Origin of the sequence: Aliihoeflea sp. 40Bstr573, from assembly GCF_024105655.1 — a bacterium.
In the GTDB taxonomy this organism is placed as follows: Bacteria; Pseudomonadota; Alphaproteobacteria; order Rhizobiales; family Rhizobiaceae; genus Aliihoeflea.
Genome location: NZ_JAAAMH010000005.1, coordinates 92,299 through 118,767 on the forward strand (window position 1 = coordinate 92,299; position 26,469 = coordinate 118,767).

General features: G+C 64.9%; 30 protein-coding genes. 9 read left to right on the forward strand and 21 right to left on the reverse strand.

Features of this window, described 5'->3' with window-relative positions:
• Positions 1 to 9: 9 nt before the first annotated feature.
• A complete protein-coding gene (locus GTK01_RS08455) occupies positions 10 to 669 on the reverse strand; it encodes an FCD domain-containing protein (protein WP_252925438.1) in 660 nt (219 codons plus the stop codon).
• Between the two features lie 92 nt (positions 670 to 761).
• On the opposite strand from GTK01_RS08455, the gene GTK01_RS08460 reads away from it, so the two are divergent.
• On the forward strand, positions 762 to 1,571 hold the full coding sequence (locus tag GTK01_RS08460) for a shikimate dehydrogenase (protein ID WP_252925439.1): 810 nt from the start codon (positions 762 to 764) through the stop codon (positions 1,569 to 1,571).
• 1 nt (position 1,572) lies between these two features.
• Here the strand turns inward: GTK01_RS08460 and phnN are convergent, their stop codons facing one another.
• From phnN to GTK01_RS08475, 3 genes are read right to left on the reverse strand one after another with little or no spacing between them, the layout of a single operon-like run.
• The gene (gene phnN / locus GTK01_RS08465) at positions 1,573 to 2,142 is read right to left on the reverse strand and encodes a phosphonate metabolism protein/1,5-bisphosphokinase (PRPP-forming) PhnN (protein WP_252925440.1); all 570 of its coding nucleotides are present in this window, start codon (positions 2,140 to 2,142) and stop codon (positions 1,573 to 1,575) included.
• Positions 2,139 to 3,278, reverse strand: a complete 1,140-nt coding sequence (locus GTK01_RS08470) for an alpha-D-ribose 1-methylphosphonate 5-triphosphate diphosphatase (protein ID WP_252925441.1) — start codon at positions 3,276 to 3,278, stop codon at positions 2,139 to 2,141. The genes phnN and GTK01_RS08470 overlap by 4 nt, the downstream gene beginning before the upstream one ends.
• A 1-nt stretch (position 3,279) precedes the next feature.
• Complete coding sequence (locus tag GTK01_RS08475; protein ID WP_252925442.1) at positions 3,280 to 3,969, reverse strand: DUF1045 domain-containing protein; 690 nt, start codon at positions 3,967 to 3,969, stop codon at positions 3,280 to 3,282.
• A gap of 90 nt (positions 3,970 to 4,059) precedes the next feature.
• Here GTK01_RS08475 and GTK01_RS08480 point away from each other — a divergent pair, with 90 nt between their 5' ends.
• The 8 genes from GTK01_RS08480 to GTK01_RS08515 all read left to right on the forward strand — a co-directional run bounded on the left by GTK01_RS08480 (position 4,060) and on the right by GTK01_RS08515 (position 10,651).
• Positions 4,060 to 4,359, forward strand: coding sequence for a UTRA domain-containing protein (locus GTK01_RS08480; protein WP_252925443.1), 300 nt, complete (start codon positions 4,060 to 4,062; stop codon positions 4,357 to 4,359).
• An 89-nt stretch (positions 4,360 to 4,448) separates the two neighbouring features.
• Entirely contained in the window at positions 4,449 to 5,120 is a 672-nt protein-coding gene (ligK, locus tag GTK01_RS08485; RefSeq protein ID WP_252925444.1) for a 4-carboxy-4-hydroxy-2-oxoadipate aldolase/oxaloacetate decarboxylase, read from the forward strand.
• 135 nt (positions 5,121 to 5,255) lie between these two features.
• On the forward strand, positions 5,256 to 6,245 hold the full coding sequence (locus tag GTK01_RS08490) for a DctP family TRAP transporter solute-binding subunit (RefSeq protein WP_252925445.1): 990 nt from the start codon (positions 5,256 to 5,258) through the stop codon (positions 6,243 to 6,245).
• On the forward strand, positions 6,242 to 6,652 hold the full coding sequence (locus GTK01_RS08495; protein ID WP_252925446.1) for a cupin domain-containing protein: 411 nt from the start codon (positions 6,242 to 6,244) through the stop codon (positions 6,650 to 6,652). The genes GTK01_RS08490 and GTK01_RS08495 overlap by 4 nt, the downstream gene beginning before the upstream one ends.
• Positions 6,639 to 7,124 carry a TRAP transporter small permease subunit gene (locus GTK01_RS08500; RefSeq protein ID WP_252925447.1) on the forward strand — a complete coding sequence of 162 codons (486 nt, stop codon included), beginning with the start codon at positions 6,639 to 6,641 and terminating at the stop codon, positions 7,122 to 7,124. The genes GTK01_RS08495 and GTK01_RS08500 overlap by 14 nt, the downstream gene beginning before the upstream one ends.
• Positions 7,125 to 7,128: 4 nt before the next feature.
• Positions 7,129 to 8,412, forward strand: coding sequence for a TRAP transporter large permease (locus GTK01_RS08505; RefSeq protein ID WP_252925448.1), 1,284 nt, complete (start codon positions 7,129 to 7,131; stop codon positions 8,410 to 8,412).
• Between the two features lie 44 nt (positions 8,413 to 8,456).
• Positions 8,457 to 9,704, forward strand: coding sequence for a Zn-dependent hydrolase (locus tag GTK01_RS08510; RefSeq protein WP_252925449.1), 1,248 nt, complete (start codon positions 8,457 to 8,459; stop codon positions 9,702 to 9,704).
• Between the two features lie 11 nt (positions 9,705 to 9,715).
• On the forward strand, positions 9,716 to 10,651 hold the full coding sequence (locus GTK01_RS08515; RefSeq protein WP_252925450.1) for an ornithine cyclodeaminase family protein: 936 nt from the start codon (positions 9,716 to 9,718) through the stop codon (positions 10,649 to 10,651).
• Here the strand turns inward: GTK01_RS08515 and GTK01_RS08520 are convergent.
• From GTK01_RS08520 to GTK01_RS08600, 17 genes are all read right to left on the reverse strand, one after another.
• Complete coding sequence (locus GTK01_RS08520; RefSeq protein ID WP_252925451.1) at positions 10,642 to 11,577, reverse strand: LysR family transcriptional regulator; 936 nt, start codon at positions 11,575 to 11,577, stop codon at positions 10,642 to 10,644. The genes GTK01_RS08515 and GTK01_RS08520 overlap by 10 nt on opposite strands.
• Positions 11,578 to 11,706: 129 nt before the next feature.
• Positions 11,707 to 11,913, reverse strand: coding sequence for a hypothetical protein (locus GTK01_RS08525; RefSeq protein WP_252925452.1), 207 nt, complete (start codon positions 11,911 to 11,913; stop codon positions 11,707 to 11,709).
• A 54-nt stretch (positions 11,914 to 11,967) separates the two neighbouring features.
• Positions 11,968 to 12,240: a cell division topological specificity factor MinE gene (gene minE / locus GTK01_RS08530; RefSeq protein ID WP_252925453.1), complete on the reverse strand. Its 273-nt coding sequence runs from the start codon at positions 12,238 to 12,240 to the stop codon at positions 11,968 to 11,970.
• Positions 12,237 to 13,052 (reverse strand): septum site-determining protein MinD, encoded by an 816-nt coding sequence (minD, locus tag GTK01_RS08535; protein WP_252925454.1) that lies wholly within the window; start codon positions 13,050 to 13,052, stop codon positions 12,237 to 12,239. Before minD ends, minE begins: the two co-directional genes overlap by 4 nt.
• A gap of 22 nt (positions 13,053 to 13,074) precedes the next feature.
• Entirely contained in the window at positions 13,075 to 13,821 is a 747-nt protein-coding gene (gene minC, locus GTK01_RS08540; protein ID WP_252925455.1) for a septum site-determining protein MinC, read from the reverse strand.
• A 271-nt stretch (positions 13,822 to 14,092) separates the two neighbouring features.
• Positions 14,093 to 15,541, reverse strand: a complete 1,449-nt coding sequence (locus GTK01_RS08545; protein WP_252925456.1) for an NAD-dependent succinate-semialdehyde dehydrogenase — start codon at positions 15,539 to 15,541, stop codon at positions 14,093 to 14,095.
• A 148-nt stretch (positions 15,542 to 15,689) separates the two neighbouring features.
• A complete protein-coding gene (locus GTK01_RS08550; RefSeq protein WP_252925457.1) occupies positions 15,690 to 16,577 on the reverse strand; it encodes a DMT family transporter in 888 nt (295 codons plus the stop codon).
• A gap of 327 nt (positions 16,578 to 16,904) precedes the next feature.
• Entirely contained in the window at positions 16,905 to 17,807 is a 903-nt protein-coding gene (locus GTK01_RS08555; RefSeq protein ID WP_252925458.1) for a LysR family transcriptional regulator, read from the reverse strand.
• A 73-nt stretch (positions 17,808 to 17,880) separates the two neighbouring features.
• On the reverse strand, positions 17,881 to 18,672 hold the full coding sequence (locus GTK01_RS08560) for a hypothetical protein (protein ID WP_252925459.1): 792 nt from the start codon (positions 18,670 to 18,672) through the stop codon (positions 17,881 to 17,883).
• Positions 18,669 to 19,955, reverse strand: a complete 1,287-nt coding sequence (locus tag GTK01_RS08565; protein WP_252925460.1) for an amidase family protein — start codon at positions 19,953 to 19,955, stop codon at positions 18,669 to 18,671. The genes GTK01_RS08560 and GTK01_RS08565 overlap by 4 nt, the downstream gene beginning before the upstream one ends.
• Before the next feature lie 8 nt (positions 19,956 to 19,963).
• Positions 19,964 to 20,662 (reverse strand): DUF2848 domain-containing protein, encoded by a 699-nt coding sequence (locus tag GTK01_RS08570; RefSeq protein ID WP_252925461.1) that lies wholly within the window; start codon positions 20,660 to 20,662, stop codon positions 19,964 to 19,966.
• A gap of 31 nt (positions 20,663 to 20,693) precedes the next feature.
• Positions 20,694 to 21,971, reverse strand: a complete 1,278-nt coding sequence (locus tag GTK01_RS08575) for a TRAP transporter large permease (protein ID WP_252925462.1) — start codon at positions 21,969 to 21,971, stop codon at positions 20,694 to 20,696.
• On the reverse strand, positions 21,968 to 22,513 hold the full coding sequence (locus GTK01_RS08580; protein WP_252925463.1) for a TRAP transporter small permease subunit: 546 nt from the start codon (positions 22,511 to 22,513) through the stop codon (positions 21,968 to 21,970). The genes GTK01_RS08575 and GTK01_RS08580 overlap by 4 nt, the downstream gene beginning before the upstream one ends.
• 56 nt (positions 22,514 to 22,569) lie before the next feature.
• Positions 22,570 to 23,625, reverse strand: a complete 1,056-nt coding sequence (locus GTK01_RS08585) for a TRAP transporter substrate-binding protein (RefSeq protein WP_252925464.1) — start codon at positions 23,623 to 23,625, stop codon at positions 22,570 to 22,572.
• Between the two features lie 64 nt (positions 23,626 to 23,689).
• Positions 23,690 to 24,469, reverse strand: a complete 780-nt coding sequence (locus GTK01_RS08590) for a putative hydro-lyase (protein ID WP_252925465.1) — start codon at positions 24,467 to 24,469, stop codon at positions 23,690 to 23,692.
• Positions 24,470 to 24,618: 149 nt separating this feature from the next.
• Complete coding sequence (locus GTK01_RS08595) at positions 24,619 to 25,776, reverse strand: NADH:flavin oxidoreductase/NADH oxidase (RefSeq protein WP_252925466.1); 1,158 nt, start codon at positions 25,774 to 25,776, stop codon at positions 24,619 to 24,621.
• A 117-nt stretch (positions 25,777 to 25,893) separates the two neighbouring features.
• On the reverse strand, positions 25,894 to 26,412 hold the full coding sequence (locus GTK01_RS08600) for an ureidoglycolate lyase (RefSeq protein WP_252925467.1): 519 nt from the start codon (positions 26,410 to 26,412) through the stop codon (positions 25,894 to 25,896).
• Positions 26,413 to 26,469 lie beyond the last annotated feature (57 nt).

Below are 26,469 nucleotides of genomic sequence, written 5' to 3' on the forward strand. Positions count from 1 at the left end.
TGGCCGGTCTCAGCGCTCGAGAACGCTGAGAATGTGTTGCGAGAGCGCAGCGCTCGCTGCGCCCGCGTCGCGCGCGATGGATGCTTCGACGACGTTGCGCAGCGCATGCGTCTCGGCGGAAAGATCGATCCGGCCCTCGACCAGCGCGGCGTAGCGGAAGCGGCGGCTTTGCGCATGGAGCCGGTCCTGAAATTCGATCAGGCGCGGCGAGCGACAGGCGGAAACGAGCGTGCCGTGGAACTGGCGACCGGCCTCGTCCCACTCGATGGCAAGCGCGGACCGATCCGTATCGGCCTGCGCGCACAGGCGTGCGTAGGTGTGGAAAGCGGCGAGCACCTCGCTCTCCCACCGCAGGTCGCCATGCTTGATCGACCAGCCGAGGCCAAGCGTCTCGATCTCTGCGCGCAGGCGGGTTATGTCCTCCAGATCGGTCTGGGTGGCCGAGGCCACGCGAAAGCCGCGCTGCGCGCTCGCCTCGACCAGGCCCTCGCTGGCAAGCTGGGTCAGCGCCTCGCGGAAGGAATGGGCCGAGCCGCCATAGCGCTGGCGCAACTCGTCGATTTTCAGCTTCGCGTCGGGCGCAAGCAGACCAACCGAGATGTCGCGGCGGACCTGCGCGGCGAGCAGGCGCACGACCGTATCGGAATCAGAGGTTTTCCGCCCGAACACGCATTCTCCTCCAACGCGCAGAAAAATCTTCAATATTTCGCCTGTTATGGATTATGGCTGTCGGCGTCAAGCAGGAGGAGGACAATTTCGCCATGAACCAAGGCATCGTTACGGCAGCCACGCGCGTCGTCTTCATGATCGGAACGCCGATCGCGCAGGTACGTTCGCCGACGCTGTTCAACAGATACTTCGCCGAGCGGCGCATCGACCGCATCATGGTGCCGCTTGAGGTCAGCGTCGATACGCTTGCCGGTTTCGTGGCGATGGTGCGCGAGGCGGAGAACTGTGACGGCTTCGTCGCTACGCTGCCGCACAAGCGTGCGCTCTTGACGATGGTCGATGAAGCCGGGCCGACGGCGCGAGCTCTGGAGAGCGTCAATGCCGTTCGCCGCAATCCGGACGGGCGCCTTTTCGGCGACATGGCGGACGGCGCGGGATTCTGGAACGGCGCGCGGGCCGCCGGCTTCGAACCGTTCGGCAAGTCCGCCGTCCTGGCCGGCGCGGGCGCGGCGGGAACCGCGATCGCCTTCGAGTTTGCACAGCGCGGCGGTCGGCGACTGGCGATCTGGTCGCGATCAGATGACGAGGTCGGTGCGCTGGCGCGCCGTCTGGCGGGCACAGGAATCGAGGTGGTGACGGGTCTGCCCGAAAGCCTCGACAGCTATGACATCGCGATCAATGCGACACCGCTGGGCATGGACTATGCGCCCGGCAGCGCGTTTTCGCCGGAGCTCGTCGCGACGCTGCCAACCGGCGCGTTCGCCGCCGATGCCATAACAGAGCCCACGGTGACACAGTTTCTTGCCGCCGCGCGGGCGTGCGGCCTGCGAACTATAGACGGGCGAGCCATGGCGTGCGGGCAGTTTGAATTGCTGAGGGCCTTCGTGGCGCCTGACGACTGAATCAGGACAAGGCGTTTCGGATCAGGTCGGCGAAGGCGCGCCCGGCGTCTTCGAGACGCCCGCCATTGTCGATGACGATGGTGCCGGGGAAGGGCTCAATCACCACCTTGCGGCCAAGGCGGATTGCGATTTCCGCTTCACTTTCGCGCCCGCGCGCAGCGATGCGGCGGGCAAGGATCTGAGGCGCAGCGGTAATCTCGACGACAAGCGGGCGGCGGTAGCGGCCGGGAAGATCGGCAAGCACCGTGCGCGAGAGATTGGCGATCACAGCGTGGCCCATTGCCACCATCGCGTCGGCTTCGGCGGGAATGCCGTAGCTGTTGCCGTGCGCCTGCCAGTGCAGCGCAAAGCCGCCCGCCTCTCGCATCGCCTCGAACGTCGCCTCGTCGGCGGGCTGGTGGTCCTCGCCGACCGCGTCATAAGGACGTGTGATGACCCGGCGGATGAAATGGACGCGAGGATTGGCTGCCAGCGCCTCGCTCGCAACGCGCATGACGGAATCCTTGCCAGCGCCGCTCGGGCCGACGACGGCAATGAAGCAACCGCCCTCGATTGGGTCTGCGGGCATCATGCGACGCGCCTGCCCTCGCGCCAGACGGAGCGGACGACCGGCAGGCCGGCCATGTTGTCGACGCGGATGAGATCGGCGCGGCGGCCGGCCTCGATCTGGCCGCGATCCTCCATGCCGACGGTGCGGGCGGGGGTGGCGGAGACCAGCGCGACCGCCTGCGGCAACGAAATCTTGTCGACCTCCTCGGCCAGCCGGAACGCCGCCTGCAGCAAGCTTGACGGCACGTAGTCAGACGACAGCACGTCGAGGATGCCGGCCTCGGCGAGATCGCGCGCGGCGATGTTGCCGGAGTGCGAGCCGCCGCGCACGACGTTGGGCGCGCCCATCAGGACACTCATGCCGGCCTCGTGCGAGGCGCGGGCGGCTTCGACGGAGGTCGGGAACTCGGCCAGCCGCACGCCGTCCCCGACAGCCTCGTCGACATGGGCAAGCGTCGCATCGTCATGGCTGGCGAGCGTGACGCCAGCGGCGCGGCAATGCTCGCCGATGGCGCGTCGGTGCGGCGCCGAATAACGTGCGGACTGCTCCTGCCTTTGCGTCACGAAGCGCTCGAACTGGTCGTCGGTGAGGCCGCGCTTGGTCTTGTAGTAGAGCGTGTACTGACCCATCGTCTGGAACTGGCGCTGGCCCGGCGCGTGGTCCATCAGCGAGGCGATACGGACGCGCGGGTCGTCGCGGAAGCCCTCGAACGAAGCGAGCACGTCCGGCGAGGAGACCTCGCAGCGCAGATGCAGGAAATGGTCGGCGCGCAGGCGGCCGTCGGCCTGCGCGGTTTCGATGGCGTCGGCCAGAAGCCGCATCTCGCCGGGCGCGAAGCCGCCATCCTCGTCGGAGCCCATGCGCAGGCAATCGAAGACGGTGGTGATGCCCGAGGTGGCGATCTGCGCGTCATGCGCCTGGACGGCGGCGACGGCGTTCCAGCGCACGCCGGGACGGGGCGCGAAATGGCCTTCGAGATGGTCGGTGTGAAGTTCGACCAGGCCAGGCAGGAGGTAGTCCCCGCCAAAATCCTCGCCAGTGCGGCTAGCGCCGGCGTCGATGTCGGCGATGCGTCCGTCGACGATGCGCACCGAGCCTTCGACGATCCTGTCGGCAAGGACGATGCGGGCATTGGAGAAGTTGGTTTCGGTGGGCATGTCAGGCAGTCTTTCGTGCAAGGTTTCGGCCGAGCGGGCGGAAGGCCCGGACCGTGAAGGGAGCGCCCGGCTCCGGTTCGACGAAAAGCGCGAGCGAGGCAAATGCGACGGGCGCATCGAGAAGGAAGCCGAAATGCGCGTCGAGGCGCCGGCGAAGGCGTAGCGCTTCCTCTCCGGCGACGCGGCCGGTCAGCGTCATGTGGAAGCCGAAATCCTCCATCACGTAGGGATAGCCCCACTCATGCAGATGACGGACCTGACGGGTGGTCAGGTTTTCGGGATTGCGCCGCGCGATCTCCGCCTCGCTGGGGGATGCGCGAAAGGCGTCGAAATCGACGGTCAGGTCCCGGGCGAGCGCTTCGATATCGGTGCTGCGGACTTCCGGCACGAGCGCGAAGAAGCCGTCGATCTGGCCGATGACGAGGCGCGGGCCGACGAAGGGATCGCGCGCAGCGGTCCAGCGGTCGAACGCGTCGATGAGCTCGGGCTCGCTGCGGTGGGGGGGCAGGCGGAAAGGGGCCTTCATCGTCGCGTGGAAGCCATAGCGGCGCGCCGAGGCGGTGTGAAAGGCGAGGTCGGCGTCGAGCGGCGCGTGCCCCGCATCGGAAAAGGCGCTGCGGCCGATCCAGCGCTCGGCTGCGCGTGTCAGCGGGTCGGTTTCACCGGGGGTGAAGTAGATTGCGTAGCGCATAGGTCCAATCTCATCGCGAAGAGGCGTCGGGCTAGACGATTCTCATGACAACAATACGAAAGACGGTGGCGCTTCGCGACCTGCCGTTCAGTGCGCCGCTTCGCCAATGAAGCGCGCGTTCCAGAGATCGGCGCGCTCCTTCGTGCGACGGGGTCGATATCGAAGTCGGTCGAAGCGGTCGGTATGGGAGATTACGTCCGCGCTTCGATGCGGATCACCGCGCGGCGAGCGTCGTCGCGCGATGCGGAGGCGCTGCGACTTGCCGAAGGCGCGCCGGTGCTGATGGTCGAGGCGGTGAACGCACAGGGTGGACGCCCGATCCAGGTCTCGCGCAGCCGGTTCGCCGCTGATCGCATCGCGCTGATGATCGGCTCCATCGACGGCGCATAGGCGTCGCTTATGCGGATCGGCCGATTATTTCATTGAGCGCTGGTGCTGCGCGGCGCATCTCTAGGCCCGGATCGAACGGGACGGGTGTGATGGGCGTCGTCGTACAGACTATCGAGCGGGCCAAGGACAGCGTCATCGAGCGGCTGGCCGCCTGCGGCGTCGCGACGGTGCACGAGGCGCAGGGCCGGACGGGGCTTCTCGCCAGCCATATGCGGCCGATCTATTGCGGCGCGCGGATCGCTGGGAGCGCGGTGACGATCTCGGCGCCGCCCGGCGACAATTGGATGATCCATGTGGCGATCGAGCAGTTGCAGGCTGGCGACATCCTGCTGCTCGCGCCCACCAGCCCCTGCGAGGACGGCTATTTCGGAGATCTTCTCGCCACGTCGGCGATGGCGCGCGGCTGCAAGGGGCTCGTGATCGATGCCGGCGTGCGGGACGTCGCGGACCTGACGCAGATGCGGTTCCCCGTCTGGTCGAAGGCGATTTTCGCGCAAGGGACGGTCAAGGAAACGCTTGGTTCGGTCAACGTGCCGGTGGTGTGCGCGGGCGCGTCGGTCAATCCGGGGGACGTGATCGTCGCCGACGATGACGGGGTTTGCGTCGTGCGGCGGGAGGCTGCCGGGGAGATCGCCGACAAGGCAGAGGCGCGCGTCGCGGCGGAAGACGAGAAGCGCACCCGCATGGCTGCAGGCGAACTTGGGCTCGACATCTACAAGATGCGTGAGAGGCTGGCCGCCAAGGGTCTCAAATACATCTGACGGCGGCTAGCCGTCGATTTCCCACGGCTCGCGATTTCGCTTTCGCAAATCTTTTGCATAGGGCACACCTATTTGTCGTGACCAACAATCGGGCGTAATCCTTCGCTGCCTATTTGATGAGCGAGGAACCCCATCATGAACATGCCCTTCAAGGCCAAGAACATTCTCGGCAGCGCAATCGCCGCCGCTTTTCTGTCCACCGCGCCGGTGCACGCCGCCGATGTCGAAATCCGTCTCGGCCACGTGCTTGCCGAAAGCCATAGCTGGCATCAGGCCGCGCTCGGCTTCGCCGAGCAGGTCGCCGCCGAAACCGACGGCCGGGTCGAGATCAGCATCTTCCCGTCCGGCCAGCTCGGCACCGAAACCGAAGTGATCGAAGGATTGCAGTTTGGCTCGGTTCAGGCCGCCATCATCGGCAGCGGATCCTTCCAGTCGATCGAGCCCAAGCTGGGCATCATCGAGATGCCCTATGCCTGGTCCTCGCGCGAAATCGCCTTCGAGGCGCTCGACGGCGAATTCGGAGACCAGCTTGCCGCGCTTTTGGCGGATAAGGGCATCGTCAACCTCGCCTGGTGGGAAAACGGCTACCGCAATATCACCAACAATCGCGGTCCGATCGAGACGCCGGCCGATCTCGCCGGCCTCAAGATCCGCGTGACGCCCGATCCGATTCGTCTCGCGACTTTCCAGGCGTTCGGCGCCGAGCCCGCGCCGCTCGCCTTCGGCGAACTCTATTCCGCGCTCCAGCAGGGTGTGTTCGATGCGCAGGAAAACCCTGTCTCGATCATCCTCGGCTCGTCCTTCTACGAAGTGCAGGACTACCTGTCCCTTTCCGAGCACGTGTGGGGCGCAGCTTCCCTCGTGATCTCGCAGTCGGTCTGGGACCAGATTTCGGCTGAGGACCAGCCGATCGTGCAGGCGGCCGCCGAGGCCTGGCGCGACAAGCAGCGCGAGATGGTCGGCTCGGCAAGCGCCGAAGTGATCGCAGAGCTCGAGGAAAAGGGCATGCAGGTCAACGAGGTCGACAAGGCCACCTTCATCAAGGCCGCGCAGCCGATCTGGGAAGCGCAGGCCGAGACCTTCGGTCCCGAGCTGATGTCGGCCATCGAGGCTTACCGCCAGTGAGCGATCTGGTTTGCGAAATCATCGAACTGGACGGGATCGAACCCGTCCAGCTCTTCGATTTCCAGCAGAAGGTGCTGTTCTCGCCGAAGGAACGCGGCGAGGGCTTCATCAAGTTCGCCGTCACGACCGGAAAGCGCGGCGCGAAGAGCATTGCGCATTCCCATCCGCGCGACGAGGTGACGCTGACGCTCAAGGGCGAAGCGATCCTTCGGGCGGGCGGCAGGGAGTATCACCTGCGCGAAGGCTCCGCCGTGCGCCTGGCGCCAGGGCTCGACCATACGGTCGAGGTGATCTCGGAGGAGTGGGTCGTGGTCGCCGCCTATTGCGACGAATGCTCGCTTTGCCGCGCCGACATCAAGATACCTCCAACCGCCAGGACGGGACGCGAGGATGGTGGAAAAGTCTGAAACGAAATCCGGCGTTTCGCGCGCGGTAGGACTGCTCGACAGCGCGGCGCTCTTTGCCGGATCGGTGGGCGTCGTCGCATTCACCGTGATCGTCATATATGTCGTCGGCGCGCGGTACGTCCTCGGACAGACGCCGTTCTGGGCCGAAGAACTGCCACGCCTTCTCCTGATCTGGGTGACCTTCATCGGCGCGATCGCCGCCTTTGCGCGCGGCACGCATTTCGAAGCGGGAATCCTGCCGCTGATCGTGAAGAGCGAAGGCGCGCGAAGGGTCGCGCGGCTGGTCGCTGCGCTCGCTTCGGTCGCCTTCCTGGTGATCCTCGCCAAGACCGGCTTCGACATCACCCGCCACACCTGGGGCAACATGACGACGGCACTGCGCTGGCCGGTCGGGCTGGCCTATCTCGCGCTGCCGATCTGCTGCTCGCTTTCCGCACTCGCCGTTCTCGGCCGCATCCTGGCCAGGGATTGACGACATGACATTCGAACTCTTGCTCCTTCTCGGCGTCTTCGTGGCGCTCGTCCTGATCGACGCACCCATCGCGGTCGCGCTCGGCCTTGCCTCGGTCGTCTACATTCTCGTCGCCGATCTCGCGCCGATGATCGTCGTTGCGCAGCGCGCGGTCGCAGGCATCGATTCCTTTACGCTTCTCGCGATTCCTCTCTTTCTGCTCGCGGGCCTCTTGATGGTCCATGGAGGGCTGGCGCCGCGCATCGTGCGGCTGTGCTCGGCGATTGTGGGACGCACGACCGGCGGCCTTGCCATCGTCATGGTCGCGGCGTGCATGCTTTTCGGCTCGCTCTCGGGCTCCGGCGTCGCCGACGTCGTCGCGATCGGCACGATGATGCTGCCGGCGATGAAGGCGCGCGGCTATAACGAGGGCTTCTCCGCCTCGCTGCTCGGCACCGCCGGCTCGCTCGGAACGGTCATCCCGCCCTCGATCGTTCTGATCGTCTACGGAACGGCGACCAATTCCTCGATCGGGCAGCTCTTCATCGCCTCGATCATTCCCGGCATCCTGCTCGGCGCCGGACTGATGGTCGTCGCCTATGTTATCTCGCGCAAGAATGGCTGGAAAGGCGGCGACGCCTTCTCCTGGCAGGAGTTCTGGAGCGCGCTGCGCGGGTCCTTCCTGGCATTGCTGGCGCCCATCATCATCGTCGGCGGCATTCGCGGCGGGTTCTTCACGCCGACGGAAGCGGCGGGCATCGGCGTTCTCTACGCGATCATCGTCGGCGGCCTGATCTATCGCGAGTTGACCTTCCCCCTGATCGGCAATCTGCTGCGCCAGACGACTGAGATGACGGGAGCGATCCTGATTGTCATCGCCAGTGCCTCGATCTTCGGCTGGATCCTCGCGGCCGAACAGGTGCCGCAGATCGCCGTCGATGCGATCTCGGGCTTCACGGACAGCGCAACGATCGCGCTTTTGCTGATGATGGCGGTGGTTCTGGTGCTCGGCACCTTCATGGAATCGATCGCGATCATCCTCGTGCTTGCGCCGGTGTTCCTGCCGATCCTGCGGCTCTACGGCATCGATCCGGTCTATTTCGGCATCCTCCTCACGATCAACCTTGCGATCGGCGCCAACACGCCGCCGCTCGGCATCGACCTGATGGCGGCCTGCCGGGTCGGCGGCATCCCGATGTCGCGTGCCTTCGGCTATCTGATGCCGTTCCTTGGCGTGATGATCGGGGTGCTCGTCTTTCTGGTGTTCTTTCCCTGGTTCGTCACGGACCTGCCGCACCTGATCTTCTGACGGTCCAGCCGTTTCCCATTCCAAGTTTTTCCAAGAGGATGAAGATGAGCTTCACGCCTGATGCATGCATGTCCCTCGAGCGCTTCTGGGCCACGATCGAACGTTCGGCCGAAATCGGTGTCGGCCGGCCCGGCGGGCTGGCGCGGCTGACGTTGTCGGACGCCGACCGCCAGATGCGCGACCAGTTCGTCGCCTGGTGCAAGGAGACGGGACTTGCCGTGACGGTCGACGAGGTCGGCTCGATCTTCGCGCGGCGCGAGGGGACCGATCCGACCGCTGACCCGATCCTCATCGGCAGCCATCTCGACACACAGATCAATGGCGGCCGCTATGACGGCATCGCCGGCGTACTCGCCGGGCTCGAGCTTTGCCGCACGCTCAACGATCTCGGCCACGTGACACGTCGGCCGATCGAGATCGTCGACTGGACGAATGAGGAAGGCTGCCGGTATTCGCCGCCCATGGTCGCGTCGGGCTGCTTTGTCGGCGCCTATGCGCCAGACTGGGTGCGTGACCGTATCGGCGACGATGGCTCGCGCTTCGGCGACGAACTGGAGAAGATCGGCTATCGCGGCGAAGCGGCATGCGGCCCCCGCCCGGTCGATGCCTATTTCGAGCTGCATATCGAGCAGGGACCCATCCTCGATGCGGAAGGCTACGAGGTCGGCGTCGTCACCAGCGGTTTCCCGAGCCACGGAATGCTGGCGCGCTTTTCCGGCGAGACGGCGCATACCGGACCCTGGCCGATGGAACTCAGGCGCAATGCGCTCGCGGCCGGCGCGCGGTGGCTCGTGGCGGTCGACGACCTTGGCATGGACTATGCGGGGACCGGCGGGAAGGCGACGGCGGCCCGGCTCGCCGCCTGGCCGAACAAGCCGGGTATCTTGTCCGACACGGCCGATGCCGTGTGCGACGTGCGGCACGAAAACCAGGCCACGGCGAAGGTGATGGCCGAGCGCATGCGCCGCTCGCTCCACGAAGCGGCGGCGCGCAATGGCTGCGACGTGGAAATCGTCGACGAGTGGCTGTGGGGCGGTGATATTTTCGACGCGGGCCTCGTCGCTTCCGTGCGCGAACATGCCGGCCGCCTTGGCTACCGCTGGCGCGACATCGCCAGCCAGGCAGGGCACGACGCCTACTTCATGGCCCGTCACTGCCCGACCGCAATGGTGTTCACGCCGTGCCGCGGCGGCATCACCCACAACAATGGCGAGCATTGCGAACCGTCCGATTTCCGCGCGGGGCTTGACGTGCTTCTCCATGCCGTCGTTGAACGTGCGGACCGGAACTGAGGGAAAAAGGCATGCAGATGATTGGCGAACACGAGCTTGCGGAGCGGCTTGGCTGGCCGGAACTGATCGATGCGATCGAGGCCGAGCTCAAGGCGGGGCGCGTGACGTCACCCGAACGCTCCAGCATCGCGATCCCGATGCCGGGTGGGGGCACATCGAATCTTCTCGTCATGCCGGCCTGGGTGGAAGGCGAATCGCTTGGCGTGAAGCTGGTCACCTTCTTCCCCGAAAACGGCGCGAAGGGTCTGTCGACGATCAACGCAAGCTATGCGCTCTTCTCGGGCGCGGATGGCCGGTTGCAAGCCATCATCGAAGGCGATGAACTGACGGCGCGCCGAACGGCGGCCGCTTCGGCACTCGCCGCACGCTTCCTCGCAAGGCCAGATGCCAGGCGGCTTCTCGTCGTCGGCACTGGCCAGCTTTCCGCCAAGGTCGCCGCTGCTCATGCGAGCGTGCGGTCCTATGAGAGGATCGAAATCTATGGGCGCAATACCGCAAAGGCCGAGGCTGTCGTGGCCGCGCTCGCTGCGGAGGGCATTGACGCACATGCCACCGACGATCTCGACGGGGCCGTTGCCGCTGCCGACGTGATCTCTTCGGTGACGAGTTCCACAGCGCCGCTGATCCGCGGCGCGCATGTGAAGCCGGGAACGCATGTCGACCTGATCGGTGCATTCAAGGACGACATGCGTGAGAGTGACGATGCGCTCGTGACGACGGCAAGCCTTTTCGTCGATTTTCGGCCCGGCGCGATGAAGGCCGGCGATCTGGCGCAGCCTTTGTCGGCGGGGCTCATTTCCGAAGCCGACATCAGGGCCGACCTTGCCGAACTCGTCGCCGGAAAGCATTCCGGGCGGGCCTCCGACGAAGAGATCACCTTCTTCAAGTCTGCCGGCTTCTCGTTGCTCGACCTTGCCGCCGCGCGGCTGGCGGTCCGTCAGGGCTGATCGGCGAGCGCCAGCAATTCATCGACGATGCCGAGATAAACGCGCTCGACCGGGCGCAGCTCGACATTCGGATTGGTCACCATGTAGACGTCCGCGCCGATCATGCCCTCCAGCGTCGGCAGGGGGTAGATCGTGCCGGAGGCGACGTCCTGCTCGACGGCGGCGACAGGCAGGACGCCGATGCCGAGTCCGGACATGATCATGCGCCGGACCTCCTCGAGGTTGGAACTGGAACCGACGACGCGCTGGCCGAGGCCGGAGCCGCTGCGCAGCATGGCCATCGGCTCGAAGCCGCCGCCATCGGTCGCGCAGGTGAAGGCGACGAAGGGTTCCTGCTGGAGGGAGCCGACCGATATGTCGGTGCTGCCGAACAGGCGGTGCTCCCGGCCGCAGAAAATAGCGAAATCCTCACGGCACAAGAGGCGGCAATCGAGCCCGACGACCGGTTTCATCAAGAGGCAGATTCCGATCGGCAGCACTTCCTGAGCCACCTGCCGGACGATGTCGCTGCTGTTGGCGACGTCGATGCGCCAGGTCACGGACGGGTGCCTCTCATGGGCAAGACGGATGGATTCGTCGACGAGAGCCGACTGCAGATGGCTGACGATCGATAGCCGCAGCAGGCCGATGGTGACGTCCTCGTCTGCCGCGATCTGGTCGCTCAACCGCGTGACGCTCTGGAATATCTCGGCGCAATGCTTGGCGACGAGCTCGCCATTCGTGGTCAGCAGGAAATTGCGGCTGTTGCGCTCGACGAGCTGGACGCCCAGCGTTTCCTCCAGCCGCTGCAGCGAGAGCGACACGGAGGGCTGACGAAGCGCGAGGCGCTGCGCAGCGCGCGTGATGCTCTTCTCCTCGGCGATGACGTGAAACGTCCGCAGAAGATTCCAATTCATGCTGGCGACCAGCGAGGGAAGTCCGTTCATGCCTGCCTCCGGAATGGAGCGCCATTAGCATGAATGGAGCCGCGTGCGACAGCAACGCGCGAAACGAGAAAAGCCACCGGGCGGTCCTCGGGACAGCCGGGTGGCTCCATGATTGGCGCTGGCTCGGGTTCAGGCCCTGAGGCTTGCTCTCACCGGTCCGGACTCCGCACGCCCATCGGCCATGGGCGGAACGCCGGCGGCAATTTCACAAAGCTCGACATGCCTTGCGAGCGCCTCGGTGGAGAGCATCGCGCTGACGGTGGTGATGTCCCGCTTCACGTGCGGGGGCATCTGTTGCAGCGTCTTCAGCCGTTCGAGGAGTTTCAGTCGGGTCACTTGTAGTCCCTCCTTTCCATCAGGGCGCGGCCTATCCGCATTTCAGGCGGCCGGTCAGGCCGCCTTTTTCTTCTTCTTTGCGGCGTCGAACGGGATTTCGACGTCAACGGCGAGCGTGGAGACCTGGGCTCCCCGTTCCATCTTGACGCTGACCTTGTCGCTGTCGATCTGCATGTGCTTGGCGATGACGGTCATGATCTCGTCGCGCAGAATCTTGACCAGATCGGAGTCGCCGGTCGAGGCGCGCTCGTGGGCGAGAAGCACCTGCAATCGCTCGCGCGCCGCAGGGGCCGAATCGGACTTGGCGAAGAAACGGAAGATGTTCATGCGGCCTTCCTCCCGAAGATCTTGCCGAAGAAGCCGCGCTTTTCGCCAGGGATCGTGACCGGGATCGACTCGCCGTTCAGCCGGCGCGCGGCATCGAAATAGGCCAGCGCCGGAGCGCTGCGGTCGTCGGAAAGCGTGACCGGCGCGCCGACGTTTGAGGCGCGCAGCACGTCCATGCTCTCGGGGATGATGCCGAGGAGCGGGATCGACAGGATTTCCAGAACATCGTCGACCTTGAGCATGTCGCCGCGCTCGGCGCGGTTGGCGTCGTAGCGCGTCAGGAGCAGATGCTTTTCCATCTGCTCGCCGCGCTCGGCCTTGAGGGTCTTGGAGTCCAGAAGGCCGATGATGCGGTCGGAATCGCGGACCGACGAGACTTCCGGGTTGGTCACCACGATGGCGACGTCGGCATGGCGCATCGCGAGCGTGGCGCCACGCTCGATGCCGGCCGGGCTGTCGCAGATGACCCAGTCGAAATTCTTGCGCAGCGCTGTGATGACCTTCTCGACGCCTTCGGCGGTCAGATTGTCCTTGTCGCGCGTCTGCGAGGCGGGGAGCAGGTAGAGCGTCTGCAGCCGCTTGTCGCGGATCAGCGCCTGCGTCAGCTTCGCATCGCCCTGGATCACGTTGACCAGATCGTAGACGACGCGCCGCTCGGCGCCCATCACCAGATCCAGATTGCGCAGGCCGACGTCGAAATCGACCACCACGACCTTGGCGCCGCCCTGCGCAAGAGCCGCGCCGAGGGCTGCGGTCGACGTGGTCTTGCCAACGCCTCCCTTGCCCGATGTCACCACGATTACCTTGCCCATAGACCTCTCCTGTTCCATCGCCTCAGCCCAACGTTCCCGTCACGATCTTGTCCCCTTCAAGCCAGATCTGAACGGCTCGTCCGCGCAGGCCCGGCTCCATGTCTTCCGCCGTCTTGTAGAAGCCGTCGATCGCGATCAGCTCGGCTTCCAGCTTGCGGCAGAAAATGCGCGCCGCCGAGTTGCCCATCGTGCCGGCGAGCGCCCTGCCGCGCAGGGTTCCGTAGACGTGGATCGAACCTCCGGCGACGACTTCCGATCCCGAGGCGACCGATCCGACGATCGTCACGTCGCCCTCGGGGAATATGATCGACTGGCCCGAACGCACGGGCTGCGTGACCATCAGCGAGGGCGCCGCCTTGATGGCGTGCGTCGCATGTTCGAGGGGCGCGTCGTCGTCCGCCTCACCCCCGGCGGGTGCCGGCTCGGCCTCGGCAACGGGCGCCTCGATGTCGGATGTGGGGCGGCCATCGGACAAGGCCGGCGGCATTGCCGAATCGAGCCAGGACGGCCGGGCACCCTCGATGCCCATGATTCGCACGTTGCGGGCGGCGAGCATCTCGACCATCTCGCGCAGTTGCGCGCGGTCGATCGCAAGGCCATCGACGTCGAGGACGATCGGGCGACGAAGGAAGAAACCCGCCGAACGCGCGGCCAGATCGTCCAGCCGCGCGACCCAGTCCTCGAAGGGAAGCTCCGGGGTCAATACCAGCGCAAGGAAGGAGCGACCCTTGAGACGGATCGGCCGGGCTTGGGTTAACACGTTGGTCATCTTGGTTAATTTTCGGTTGTTTCGGTGTAGGCCAGAATGGTTAACAACTGGTTAATTTCATGGCCAGCGACATGCCGGATGGCCGCAGTTGCAAGCATTCTTCGCCTCGAAGCTGGTGCGAGGCATACCATCCCTTCCCGCGCCGAAACGTGCGGGTTCGCAGCGGCGAGGTGGCCGCGCCTGTCATCGACAATCAGGCATGGTGGCCGAATCAGCGCAGCCGACGGCGTCGGGAATTCCCCCGGCCGTCGGCTGCTCCATGTCGCCTTAATCAGGCGGCGGTCTGCGTCACGAACTTGGTGACGAGATAGGCGTCGATGGCGTCGGAACCGCCTTCGGTGCCGTGGCCGGAATCCTTGATGCCGCCGAAGGGCACTTCGGGGAGGGCAAGGCCGATATGGTTGATCGTGGTCATGCCCGCCTCGATCTCCATGCCAAGACGCGCCGCGGTCTGCGTCGAGCCGGTGAACGCGTAGCTCGCAAGGCCGAAGGGCAGGCGGTTCGCCTCCTCGATCACCTCGTCGACCGAGCCGAAGCGGGCAAAGGCGGCGACCGGGCCAAAGGGCTCCTCGTTCATGATGCGCGCGTCGGACGGCACCCGGGACAGGACCGTCGGCTCGAAGAAGTTGCCCTTGTTGCCAATGCGTCGGCCGCCTGTCTTCAGCTCCGCGCCGCGCTCGACCGCGTCCTGAATCAACGGCTCGAGCGAGGGAATGCGGCGCTCATTGGCGAGCGGGCCCATCTGCACGCCCTCTTCGAAGCCATTGCCGACCTTGATCGCGGCGGCAGCTTCGGTGAAACGCTCGACGACGCGGTCGTAGACGCCGTCCTGCACGAGGAAGCGGGTCGGCGAGATGCAGACCTGGCCGGCATTGCGGAACTTCGACGCGGCAAGCAGTTTCACCGCCTTGTCGACATCGGCATCCTCGAAAATGATTGCCGGGGCATGGCCGCCGAGTTCCATCGTCGCCAGCTTCATGTGCTCGCCGGCGAGGGCTGCGAGCTTCTTGCCGACCGGCGTCGAGCCCGTGAAGGAGATCTTGCGGATAGTGGGGTGCGGGATGAGGTACTCGGAAATCTCGGACGGCACGCCGTAGACGAGATTGACGACGCCGGCCGGCACGCCGGCATCGACGAAGGCGCGGATCAGTTCGGCCGGTGAGGCGGGCGTTTCCTCCGGCGCCTTGACGATGATCGAGCAGCCGGCGGCAAGCGCCGCGGACAGCTTGCGCACGACCTGGTTGATCGGGAAGTTCCATGGCGTGAAGGCAGCGACCGGCCCGACCGGCAGCTTGACCGCCATCTGCATCACGCCCGGCGCGCGCGCCGGAATGATCTGGCCGTAGGTACGGCGCGCTTCCTCGGCGAACCAGTCGATGACGTCGGCGCCGGCAAGGACCTCGCCCTTGGCCTCGGCTAGCGGCTTGCCCTGTTCGCGCGTCATCATCGGCGCGATCGAGCCGGCGCGTTCGCGCAGGAGTTCGGCCGCCTTGCGCATGATCTTCGAACGCTCGAAAGCCGACATCGCGCTCCATACCTTGAAGCCGCGCGCAACAGCATCGAGGGCGGCGTCGAGATCGGTGCGCGTGGCATGGGCGACCTTGCCGATGACGTCACCCGTCGCCGGATCAATGATCTCGAGCCACTTGCCCTCGGCCCCGGCGCGCCATTCGCCGTCAATGAGAAGCTTGGTGTCGGGATAGGCGGCGCGGTCGGTCATGGCTATCGATCTCTCTTTGGATTCGGACGTTGCGGCCCGGCGCGGGGCCGGGGACTGAAGGCGACACCATGCACGGGATGGCCCGATTGGCAACCGGCCTGTCCGACGAAGGATGAGCGGCTGGCGAGCGGGCGGGCCAATCGAAGGCTCACGATGCGGGATTTGCCTTGGCTCGCACGCGTTCGCGCCAGAGCGTGAACAGCCCGGCGCCTGCGACTATGGCGACGCCTACCAGCACATTGACGCCGAGCGTTTCCCCGAACACCAAAAGGCCGACGGCCGATACGAACGGAAACTGAAGGTAGGAAAAGGGCTGGATGCTCGATGCATCCGCTGCCTCGTACGCCTTGATCAACAGCCAGTTGCCGGTAATCGCCAACAGGCACAGGACAGCGATCCAGCCCGCGTCGGCGAGCGCGATCGGCTGCCAGTGCAAGAGGCCGAGCGGCGTTATGATGACCGCACCGCAAAATCCCGTCCAGAAGAAGCTGACATTGGCGCTGTCCTTGCGCGCCACATAGCGGGTCAGGAGGCTGTAGCTGGCGAAGAGGGTTGCACAGGCCAGCGGCACGAGTGTCCAGGGGGTCAAGATTGCGGAGCCGGGATTGATGATCACCATGACCCCGACGAAGCCCACGACAATGGCCAGCCAGCGGCGCCAGCCGACCGTCTCGCCCAGAAAGGGCATGGACAGAGCGGCAATGATCAGCGGATAGCAGATGAAGACGGCATGGGTGGCAATCAGGCCGATTCTGACGAAGGAAAACATGATCAGGCATATCTCGCTGATCAGAAGGAGTGCACGCAGCGCCTGCAGCAAGGGAAACGCGGTCCTGACCGCCGCCCGGAACCCGCCATTCGAACGCGCCGCCCACATGCCGGCGAGAAGAGCGAAGAACCAGAAGCGCAGCATGACGATCATGTAGACGCTGACAGTCTCGGCCGCGTGCCGCGACACGCCGTCCTGAATCGCGAAGACAGCGCACGTCGCGATCATGTAGAACATGCCGCGCCGGATGTCGGAGGTCTCGCTCATTGGAATGCTCTCGGCGGCAATTGACGCGCATCGGTGGGAAGGCAGAAGCGGGCGCCGCACGCCGCCTTATCCCTGGAGCCTAATGCAGCGGGGCACGCATCTTGGAAAGGGCCAGTATCCATATCCCTTCGGTCAGGCGGCTGCTTCGTCCCTGCCGGCAATTGTCAGGCCCTCCCTGCAGATGTGCCGGCTCGAGTTCCAGGCCGACAGACATGATTCTTTACCGGCGGCGGTTCATGACCCACGGCTGGCCGGACGGGTTCCGCAATATGTACGTCCCCGCGGGGGCGGGCCGTTCCCATTTTGGAGTTCAGCTCACGCCGGTTATCAATGGAGCGCTGTGTCGAGCGACTGGGCCCGGGCGACGCGGGCTGCGATGTCGACGACGAGCTCGACTGCCAGCGTGTCCGGCGATTCGAGCCAGCTTGCGCAAAATGACAGCTGCGGCATCCGGACGTCCGACTGGATCAGTTCCAATCTGCCCGAACGAAGCTCTTCCTTGACGAGCTGATCGGGGATGACGGCGACGCCGATGCCTTCCAGTGCGAGATGAACGACCGTCGCCATCGAGGCGCTGGCGTGCAGCTTGATTGCCGGCAAGTCGGGACGGTTGAAGAGCGACTTCACCAGCTCATAGGGTTGCGTCTTGCGCGCGAAGGTGATGATGGGGAAGCTCGCGAGCTGACGAATGTCTGCAGGGTTGGGCACCTTCATCGCCGGGCTGGCGATGAAGCCCACGGCATATTCGCACAACAGACGGTTGCGCAGGAGCGGCGCGGTGAGAGGACCCAGCAGGAATGCGATGTCGACCTCCTGCGCCAGCAGACGCGCACGCAGCGAGGGCGAGATGTCGACCTCGATCTCGACCGACAGATGCGGATAGCAGCGGTTCACTTCCTTGATGAAATCCGGCAGCCAGGTATGGACGATCGTCTCGGCGACGCCCAGCCTGATGATGCCGCGGATCGCTGTCGTGTCCCGAAGGGCGGCCAGCATCTCGGCGCGCATCCCGATCATCTTCTCGGCGTAGCCGAGCACTTGCCGGCCGCGCGCCGTCGGCGTGATGTTGCGCGCTTCGCGCGTCAGAAGCTTGAAGCCAAGCTCGTCTTCGAGCTGGGCGATCCGGTGGGAGATGGCGGGCTGGGTGGTGTTGAGCTTTTGCGCCGCGCCGCGAAAGCTGCCGAGCGCCACGACCCACACGAAGGTTTCGAGCCCCTTGAAATCAACCATCCACCCTTAGCCCTGCAATATGCTCAACCGTACGTACCATGCTCATTGGCAACGCCTGAGCGCAATCAATTCATCACGTGCGCCGACTTTGAGCGATAACGGTCAAGGCGATGGTTGTCCCAAAGGATGCCAGAAGAGCAGCGCCGTAGCCCTGCCATTGGCCGATCGGCACACTCGTCACCGCCAGCGCAAGGCAAAAGCCCACGAGACTGACGACGCCGACGAGGCCGGCATGGGCGGTCTGGCTGGCGATTTCGGCGCCGTGGTCGAGCCGCAGCGACAAGAGGATGACGCAAAAGCCGATGGGGAAAGCCAGCAGCGTTCCGGCGAGCGACGCGCCGAGACGCGATGCGCCGAATGTCACGCACCCCACGAGAACTCCTGCCGCGACACCGCGCAGGATCAAGAGGTTCCAGCGTGTGGGTGAGGGCGTGCGCCTGTCGGGATCGACGAAACGGCGGCCGACCGAGCGTGCAATCAAGGTTGTGAACGCGAACAGGGCCGCGCCAACCAGAGGGTCGTGCGGCACGAAGGCCAGAGGAATGGCGAACACGCACCAGGCCGCAATGGCGGCGGCTGTGGCGCCCAGTGCTCCAAGACGTGCCGAAGCGATGACGAATGCGCCGAGGAATATCTGCGTGGCGGCGAGCGAATAGATTGCTCCCGAAGCGCTGGCGGCGACGAAGTCGGCCGAATGTTCGCGCAGCATGAAGAAGAAACCGGGCGCGAGCACGATGGGCAGACCGATGACGACACCGCCGATGGCGGGGCCGAGCCGAGCTGCGATCCAGGCAACGAAAACAACGACGAAGGCCGTGGACGCGGCCCTGATCGCGAACTCCGTCCACTGGCCGACATCACTCATGCGTCGAGGATGGCTTGCGCCTGCTCCGCCAGGTTCAGCACGCGCCAGTCGGCTCCGCCGGGCGCAAAGAGCATCAACCCCGTCGCAAGGGTTTGTTCGCCTTGCATGGGCAACGTCGCCGCACAGCCATCGAGGAAGTTCACGGCGGACGGATTACGCAGCATCGACGCATTGAGCCTGTCGAAATCGGCCTCGACATCTGCGATCGACGGCGCGACGGTTGGCAGGGTCGGCGCGACGAAACCGTCGAAATCCTGACCCAGTAACTCGAACGCGGCGACGGCGACCTTGCGTTTGGCGCGGGCGTCCGCGACATCGGATGGGCCAAATCCTTCGGCTGCCCGAATCCGGCTGAGGACCCGCGCATCGCCGACCGTTGCCAACGCGTCGAGTCTGTCCTCGTGGATCGCGTATGCCTCGGTCGCGACGAGGATGCGGTTCACGCTGCCGAAGCCTTCGAGCATCGGCAGGTCCACATCGACGAGTTCGAATCCCGCAGCCGCAAGACGCTTGAGCGCCGCGTCGAAATCGCGCGCAACCTGTTCGTCGAGCCCGTCGGTCAGGAGGCCGCGGGCTACGCCGATTCGGGGATTGCGAGTGGTGCCGGTTTCGGGGCGCTGGGTTTGCGACAGCACGGCGTAGACGGCCGCACATTGTGCAATCGTGCGGGCGAGCGGTCCGATGCTGTCATAAGTCTGGGACAGCGGAAACGCGCCGTCGAGCGGCACCGACGCCTGCGTCGGCTTAAATCCGGACAAGCCGTTCAGGGCCGCCGGAATGCGCACCGAGCCACCCGTATCCGAACCCAGAGCCACGTCGGCCAGACCGAGCGCCACAGTGACGGCGCCGCCCGAGGTCGATCCGCCCGTAATCCGCGTGGGGTCGAGCGCGTTCGACGGATTGCCGAAATGCGGGTTCAGCCCGACGCCCGAATATGCGAATTCGGACATGGTCGTGCGCCCGAAGGCAACCGCGCCTGCAGCCTTCAGCCGCCGAACGGCCTCAGCGTCCCGCGTCGCCGCCGGTTCGCTCGCAAGAATGGTCGAGCCGGCGGTCGTGGTGATGCCGGCCTCGTCGAACAGATCCTTGATCGACACAAGAAGGCCGGCCAGAGGTTTGCCGCTGCGTACCGCATCGGCATCGAGCGCGCGGGCATCATCGACGATGCGCGCGGCATCGAAGCTGGTGAAGATCGACGCCCGCACGTCTGGCGACAGCGCCATCGTGCGTTCGATGGCGGTGCGCGCGCGATCCTCGGCGCGAGGGAGCGGACTATCGGTCATGCTGGTCCTCAGGAAATGACGGGCAGGGGGGTCATCTCGTAGCAGTGCTCGATCGTCCGGCCCAGCCTTTCATCGATCATTTCCATGCGGAAAAAGCGTGCCGGGCGCACGCCGCCCGACAAGACGGCAAAGGTACCGCACATCATTGCCGTGCCGGCTTCAAGGCGCAGCGCGCCGGATGCGGCGGGCGAGGATGCGACGAGTTCGCCCAGCGGACGGATCGAGGCGAGCTTGCCATCCTGATAGGGCGTCCATTCGGCATTCGCGTCGTCGCGAACGAAGGAGCGGATGCGGATTTCGTCGAGATGGCCTTCGACCTCCTCGAATGGCCACAGGACTGGTGCGACCGGCTTGGCGCAGATCTGCTTCGACAGCGCAACGGAATGCGTTTCAAGCGCGCGGTCCGTATGGTCGGAGCCGAGGCCCAGATAGAGCCGCGCGCCGTCATCGACCAGAACCGGCTCTGCTTCTCCCGACGACGTGCCGTCGACGGTCTCGATCGCAGCCTGGGTGGTCAGCAGGCTGGCCGAGACGCGGTAGAAGAGCGGCACGGTGCTCGGCGGCGGAACGCCAATCTCCTCCAGTTCAGCGATGTGATGGTTGACTGCATCGGCATTGCGTCCCGTCCAGCCGGCGATGATACCCCGGTTTATATCGATGGATGCCTTGCCGTGGCCGACAATCTCGAATTCCAGTTTGTTGGTCATGCGTTTTCCGTGACTTCTCGAATGTGTGTGGTCAGGCGGGTGCAAAGAACAGGGCAATGCTCGGGAAGGCCACGAGCAGAACCACCATCAGCAGCATCACGAAGACGTAGGGGATGACGCCGATCATGACCTCGCTCAATCGGCCACTCTTGCGCGCGCCCTGAACCACATAAAGGTTCAGACCGACCGGCGGCGTGATGAGCGCCATTTCAACCAGGACGATCAGCAGGATGCCGAACCAGACCTTGTCGAAGCCGAGGCCGGCGATGATCGGGACGACGATGGGGATCGTCGCGATCATCAGCGCGAGCGTCTCGATGAAGAAGCCAAGCACGATGTACATCAAGATGATGACGAGCAGCATGCCGTAGGGCCCGAGACCGAGATCGTTGAGGAACGTCGTCAACTGACGGCCGAGCCCCGTCGCGCCGAGTGCGTAGTTGAGGAAGTAGGCGCCGACGATGACGAACATCACCATCGACGTGGTGCGAATCGTGCCGAGAAGGGCTGCGCGGATGTTGGGGAGCGTGACCGCGCCGTGGAAGGCAGCGATGACGAGCGCCATCGCGACACCGATGGCAGCCGCTTCGGTGGGCGTCGCCCAGCCGCGATAGATCGAGCCGATGATCACCGCGAAGACGAGGAAGACCGGGATCAGATGCGGCAACCCGGCGAGCCTCTCTCGCCAGGTGAAGGAGCGGCTGGGGCCACCGAGTTCCGGCTTGATCTTGCAGATGATGGCCGTGACCAGCATGAAGCCGAGAGCCATCAAAAGACCGGGCAGAATGCCCGCCATGAAGAGCTGCGGCACCGAGGTCTGGGTCAGGAAGCCGTAGACGATCAGGTTGATCGAGGGCGGCAGCATGATGCCGAGCGTGCCGCCGGCAGCGATCGCACCGGCAAACAGCTTGGGATCGTAACCCTGCTTTTCGGCCTGCGGCATCGCGACGGTCGCAACCGTCGCAGCCGTTGCGACCGACGAGCCGGATGTCGCCGAAAACATCGTCGCCGTGCCGATATTGGCGTGGACCAGCCCGCCCGGCAGCCATGAGAACCAGGTGTCGAGCGTCGTATAGGTCCGCTCGGCGATGCCCGCCCGCACAAGGATTTCGCCTAGAAGCACGAAGAGCGGAATGGCGATCAAGAGAAAGCTGTCCGACGACGAATAGACCATCTGACCCAAGCCGCGCATCAGCGGCAGGGGCGAGAAAAATGCGTCGAGGCCAAATCCGAGGATAAAAAGTGCGGCACCCACGGGGATGGAAAGCGCCAGCAGGACGGCAAGTCCGATCGCGACATAGGTGATCATGAGACTTCTCCCGTTTCCAACGGAATGCCGGAGAGATCGGTGACGAGATTCCACTGCCGCGAGAAGGCGAGGATCACGGTACAGGCCAGCATGGCGGACGCCGTCAACGTCATCCACGCCCATCCGGCAAACCAGATCACCTGTGGTATCCATAGCTGGATCGCCATCGGGGTGTTGGATCGCGAGCCGCGCTCGACCGATTTGGCGAGAACGTCATAGGCATAGTAGGCGACGAGCACCGCCACGCAGAGCACGCTCGCAAGCGCGATCATGTCGAACAGCGCGCGTCCGGGGGCGGGCAGTTTCGCGTGGACGAGGTCGATGCGCACATGGGCACGCTCCACCAGCGCATATGAAAAGCCCCAGGTCGCGATGCCGGCCATGACGTAGCCGGCAAGCTCATCGGCGCCGCCGACGCGAAAGAACGGAATGCGGCGGCCGACGACCTCGGAAAGGATGAGGGCGACGGTGATCATCAGAACCACGCCGCAAATGAGCGCGATCCATCGGTTGAGTGTTTTCACGAGGTCGGCGATATGCATCGCCGACCCCGCAAGTGACCTTGTCCCAGTCATCGCGTCGCCCTCGGTTTTTAGGCTTACTGGGCGATCGTTACGTCGAATTCAGCGCCGATGCTCTCGTTCCAGCGCGTGGCCCAGTCGCCGCCGGCCCGTTCCGCCCAATCGGGGAGGATCGTCTCTTCGAGAACCGAGACGGCGCGCGCCTTGTCCTCGTCGGACAGTTCGACCAGGGTCATGGAAGCTGCTGCGCCCGCCGCGCATTCACCGCCGGTCAGGCAGGCGATGTCACGCTCCAGCGCGCCGCCGGCATCCGCCCACGCCTTCGCCTCGAACTCGGTCGCAACCTGCTCGGTGAGGAAGGTCTGGACCGCGGGATCGAGGCCTTCCCAGACGTCGAGATTGACGGCAGTGATGACGGGGTCCCAGCCGCCGAGCGGCAGGTTGACGAGGTGGGTCGAGGATTCGAACCAGCCCGAAGCATAGCCCGAGCCAGCGCCCGTAACCGCACAGTCGATGACGCCGCGCTCAAGCGCGCCGGGCACTTCCGAGAACGCCATGGTCACGCCTTCGGCGCCGAGCGCTTCGAGGAAGAGCGAGGTCATGCGGCCCGAACCGCGAATCTTTTTTCCTTCCAGGTCGGCAAGGCTGGCAACTTCCGCGTTGCAGAAGACGATCTGCGGCGGATAGGGCGCGATGGCGAGCGCGTGGGCGTTGAAGCGGTCGCGCATGATGTCAGCGACCATCGGTTTGGCGGCTTCCGTCATGCGCTTGGCGGCATCGGCGTCGGTGGCGATCAGCGGCACATCGAGGCCTTCGAGTTCGGGCGCATCGCCGACCGTGTAGTCGCCGACCGTCATTCCGATGTCGAACACGCCGTCACCGAGCATGCGGAAGACGTCGCCACCGGTAACGCCCATCTGGTCGAAGGTGGTCATGTTGACCGTGATCTTGCCGTTGGAGGCGGTCGGAACGGTCTCTTCCCAGAAGCCGCGCTCGAATTCCTGATAGAGCGGAAGGTTGCTCCAGCTTCCCACGACGTTGAGCATCGTCTCGGGCAGGTCCTGCGCGGATGCGGCGAAGGCGAGCGGAGCCAAAGCGGCACCGGCAAGAAGCGTGCGAATGATGGTTTTCATATTCTCAGTTCCCCTTGGTTTTGTTGACGATGATTATCGACCGGCGCCTGGCGCCGGTTTGCGGCTACGCGATTTCCGCTCGAAGGTCGGTCACCAGCATATGACCCGGCGCATGCGTGATCGCGATTTCCGGCCTGGCGTGCCGGATGGCGGATTGCGGCGTGACACCGCAGGCCCAGAAGACGGGAACGTCGCCGGGGCGAATGTCTGGCGCATCGCCGAAATCCGGCTTTGCGAGATCAACGCCGATCAACGCAGGATCGCCGATATGAACCGGCGCGCCATGCGCCTGCGGCAAGTGCGAGGACAGGATGATCGCGCGGATGGCGTCCTGCGGGTTGAAAGAGCGCATCGAGACCACCAGAGGACCGGCGAACGGGCCTGCCGCGACGGTCGGGATGTTGGTCTCGTACATTGCGACGTTGCGGCCCGCCTCGATATGGCGCACCGGGATGTCGGCGCGCAGCAATGCCGTTTCGAAAGAGAACGAACAGCCTATCACGAAGGTCACGAAATCCTCGCGCCAGAATGCTTCGATGTCCGTTACCGTGTCCGTTGCCTCGCCATTCCGGAAGACGCGATAGGCCGGCGCGTCATAGCGGATGTCGAGATCAGCGCCGAGCGAGGGCAACCGCGGATCGCCGACTTCGGACACGCCCAGTATCGGCGCGGGCTTGGGGTTGCGAACGCAAAAGCGCAGGAAATCGTCGGCATAGGCCGCTGGCAAGATCACCACATTGCCTTGCTGAAATCCTTGGGCGAGTCCGCTCGTCGGTGCGGCGAGCTGACCGGTACGGCACGCCTTGCGTACCTGTTCGGCTGTATCGAAACGAACGCTATCCATTCTGACTGGTCTCGTATCTGGTCTGGCGTCGGGCACCGAAGATCACTTCGCGCCGGCAACTTCTCGCAATTAAGTCGCGAGAATGGCGATGAGTCGAATTTTTAGTTTTCATCGCCTTCGATTAATTTCATTCATCGCGCGGCGGGGTATTAGAAGATGTTGGACCGCTCATATTGGACCGGCCAGGACACATCGGCAGCGCGCAGCGAATTTGCGGCACGGAGCGGCCAGTGGGGATCGGCCATCAGGCCTCGACCCAGCAGGACGAGGTCGGCCGAGCCGTTGGCGACGATGGATTCGGCCAGGTCCGGCGCGTTGAGCAGACCGACCGCCGCCGTCGCCATGCCTGTTGCCTCGCGCACTTTTTGGGCGAGGGGCACCTGATAGCCGGGATGGATCGGAATCGACTGGCGCGGATCGTTGCCGCCCGACGAGCAGTCGACGAGATCGACGTCGCCGCGCTCCTTCAAGATTCGAACGAGCCGAATCGTGTCGTCCATGCTCCATCCGCCTTCCACCCAATCCGTCACCGACAGGCGCAGGAACAGGGGCAGGTCGTCGGGCCATTCGCGACGTACGGCGTCCAGCGATTCCAGCAGGAAGCGGATGCGGTTTTCGAAGCTGCCGCCATACAGATCGTCGCGGCTGTTGCTCAGCGGCGAATAGAACTGATGGATCAGATAGCCGTGGGCCGCATGGATCTCGAGTATCCGGAAACCGGCTTCCCGGGCGCGGCGTGTTGCCTGCGCAAGGGCCTCGATCTCGGCGCGGATGCCATCGATGTCGAGTGGCTGCGGCGCAGGCCATGCGGCTGCATAGGGCAGGCCGGAGCACGACACCGTTTCCCAGCCGCCATCTAGTGGCGTCACCGGCCCGCTTCCTTCCCACGGCCTTCCAACCGACGCCTTGCGCCCGGCATGGCCAAGCTGGATGGCCGGCACGGCGCCCTGCGCGGAGACGAACCGGACGATGCGCGCCAGCGCGTCGCGCTGGTCGTCGTTCCAAAGGCCCAGATCGTGCTGCGTGATGCGGCCATGCGGCGCGACATGCACCGCTTCCGTGCAGACGATGCCTGCACCGCCGACGGCGCGCGCGCCCAGATGAACGAGGTGCCAGTCATTGGGCATGCCGTCGACGGCAGAATATTGGCACATCGGCGACAGCATGATGCGATTGCGCGTTTCGACGGAGCGGAAGCTGATCGGCCGGAACAGGTGAGGCCGAGGATCGCGACGCAGGATGCGGCGGCCATCTTCGCCCGAAACCCTCGAATCCGTGCTCGACTTTTGGCTGTCGGGTTTCGTCATGCGCTTCTCCTGTCTGCCGTTCCCATGGGGTTGGTTCCCATCCATTTGCCGCAAATAGGTGCATGGCGAATGAGCCGAGTCGAATGGTCAGTTTTGATCGCCGCCGATCAATCCCGCTTATCGCGCCAGGACGAGTGAGATAGGGTGAAACGCGCTTTCGACGAGCGCGCTGCCCGTGTTGAGATGATGGGCAAGATCCAGCGTCGTGGAACGGCGCGTCAGCATTGCACAGGTGACTTCGTCGCGCTCGATTCTTGTGGCGTGCCAGCATCCGGGCCGCATGCAGATACCCTGTCCGCTTAGGATAAGGAACGCGCGAGCGCTGACTTCATCCAGCGAGCCGTCCGGATGGCTCAGTCCGACGACATGGATGATCGGGCCGGTCAGCGGTATGATGGCCTGCTGTGTCAGGAGATGGGTTTCCTGCCGGGCGATCGCGACATCGCGGCTGCGATAGACGACCCAAAGCACTTCGGTCTCCCCGCCGGCCGTGTCGAAGACATGTTCGCTCCAGAAATCGCTCGCCGGGCTGACGAAGCTCGCCGCGTCCAACGGATCGCAGGGCTTGCCCAGCATCCAGCCGTAAGGCGCGATGGTCTCGGCCGTCAGCGGTTCGACTGCGAGTGCTCGTGCCATGCCGGTTTCCTGTGGGCCACGCTCCTGCATTGGGCATTTCCACGCCGAATGTCGAAT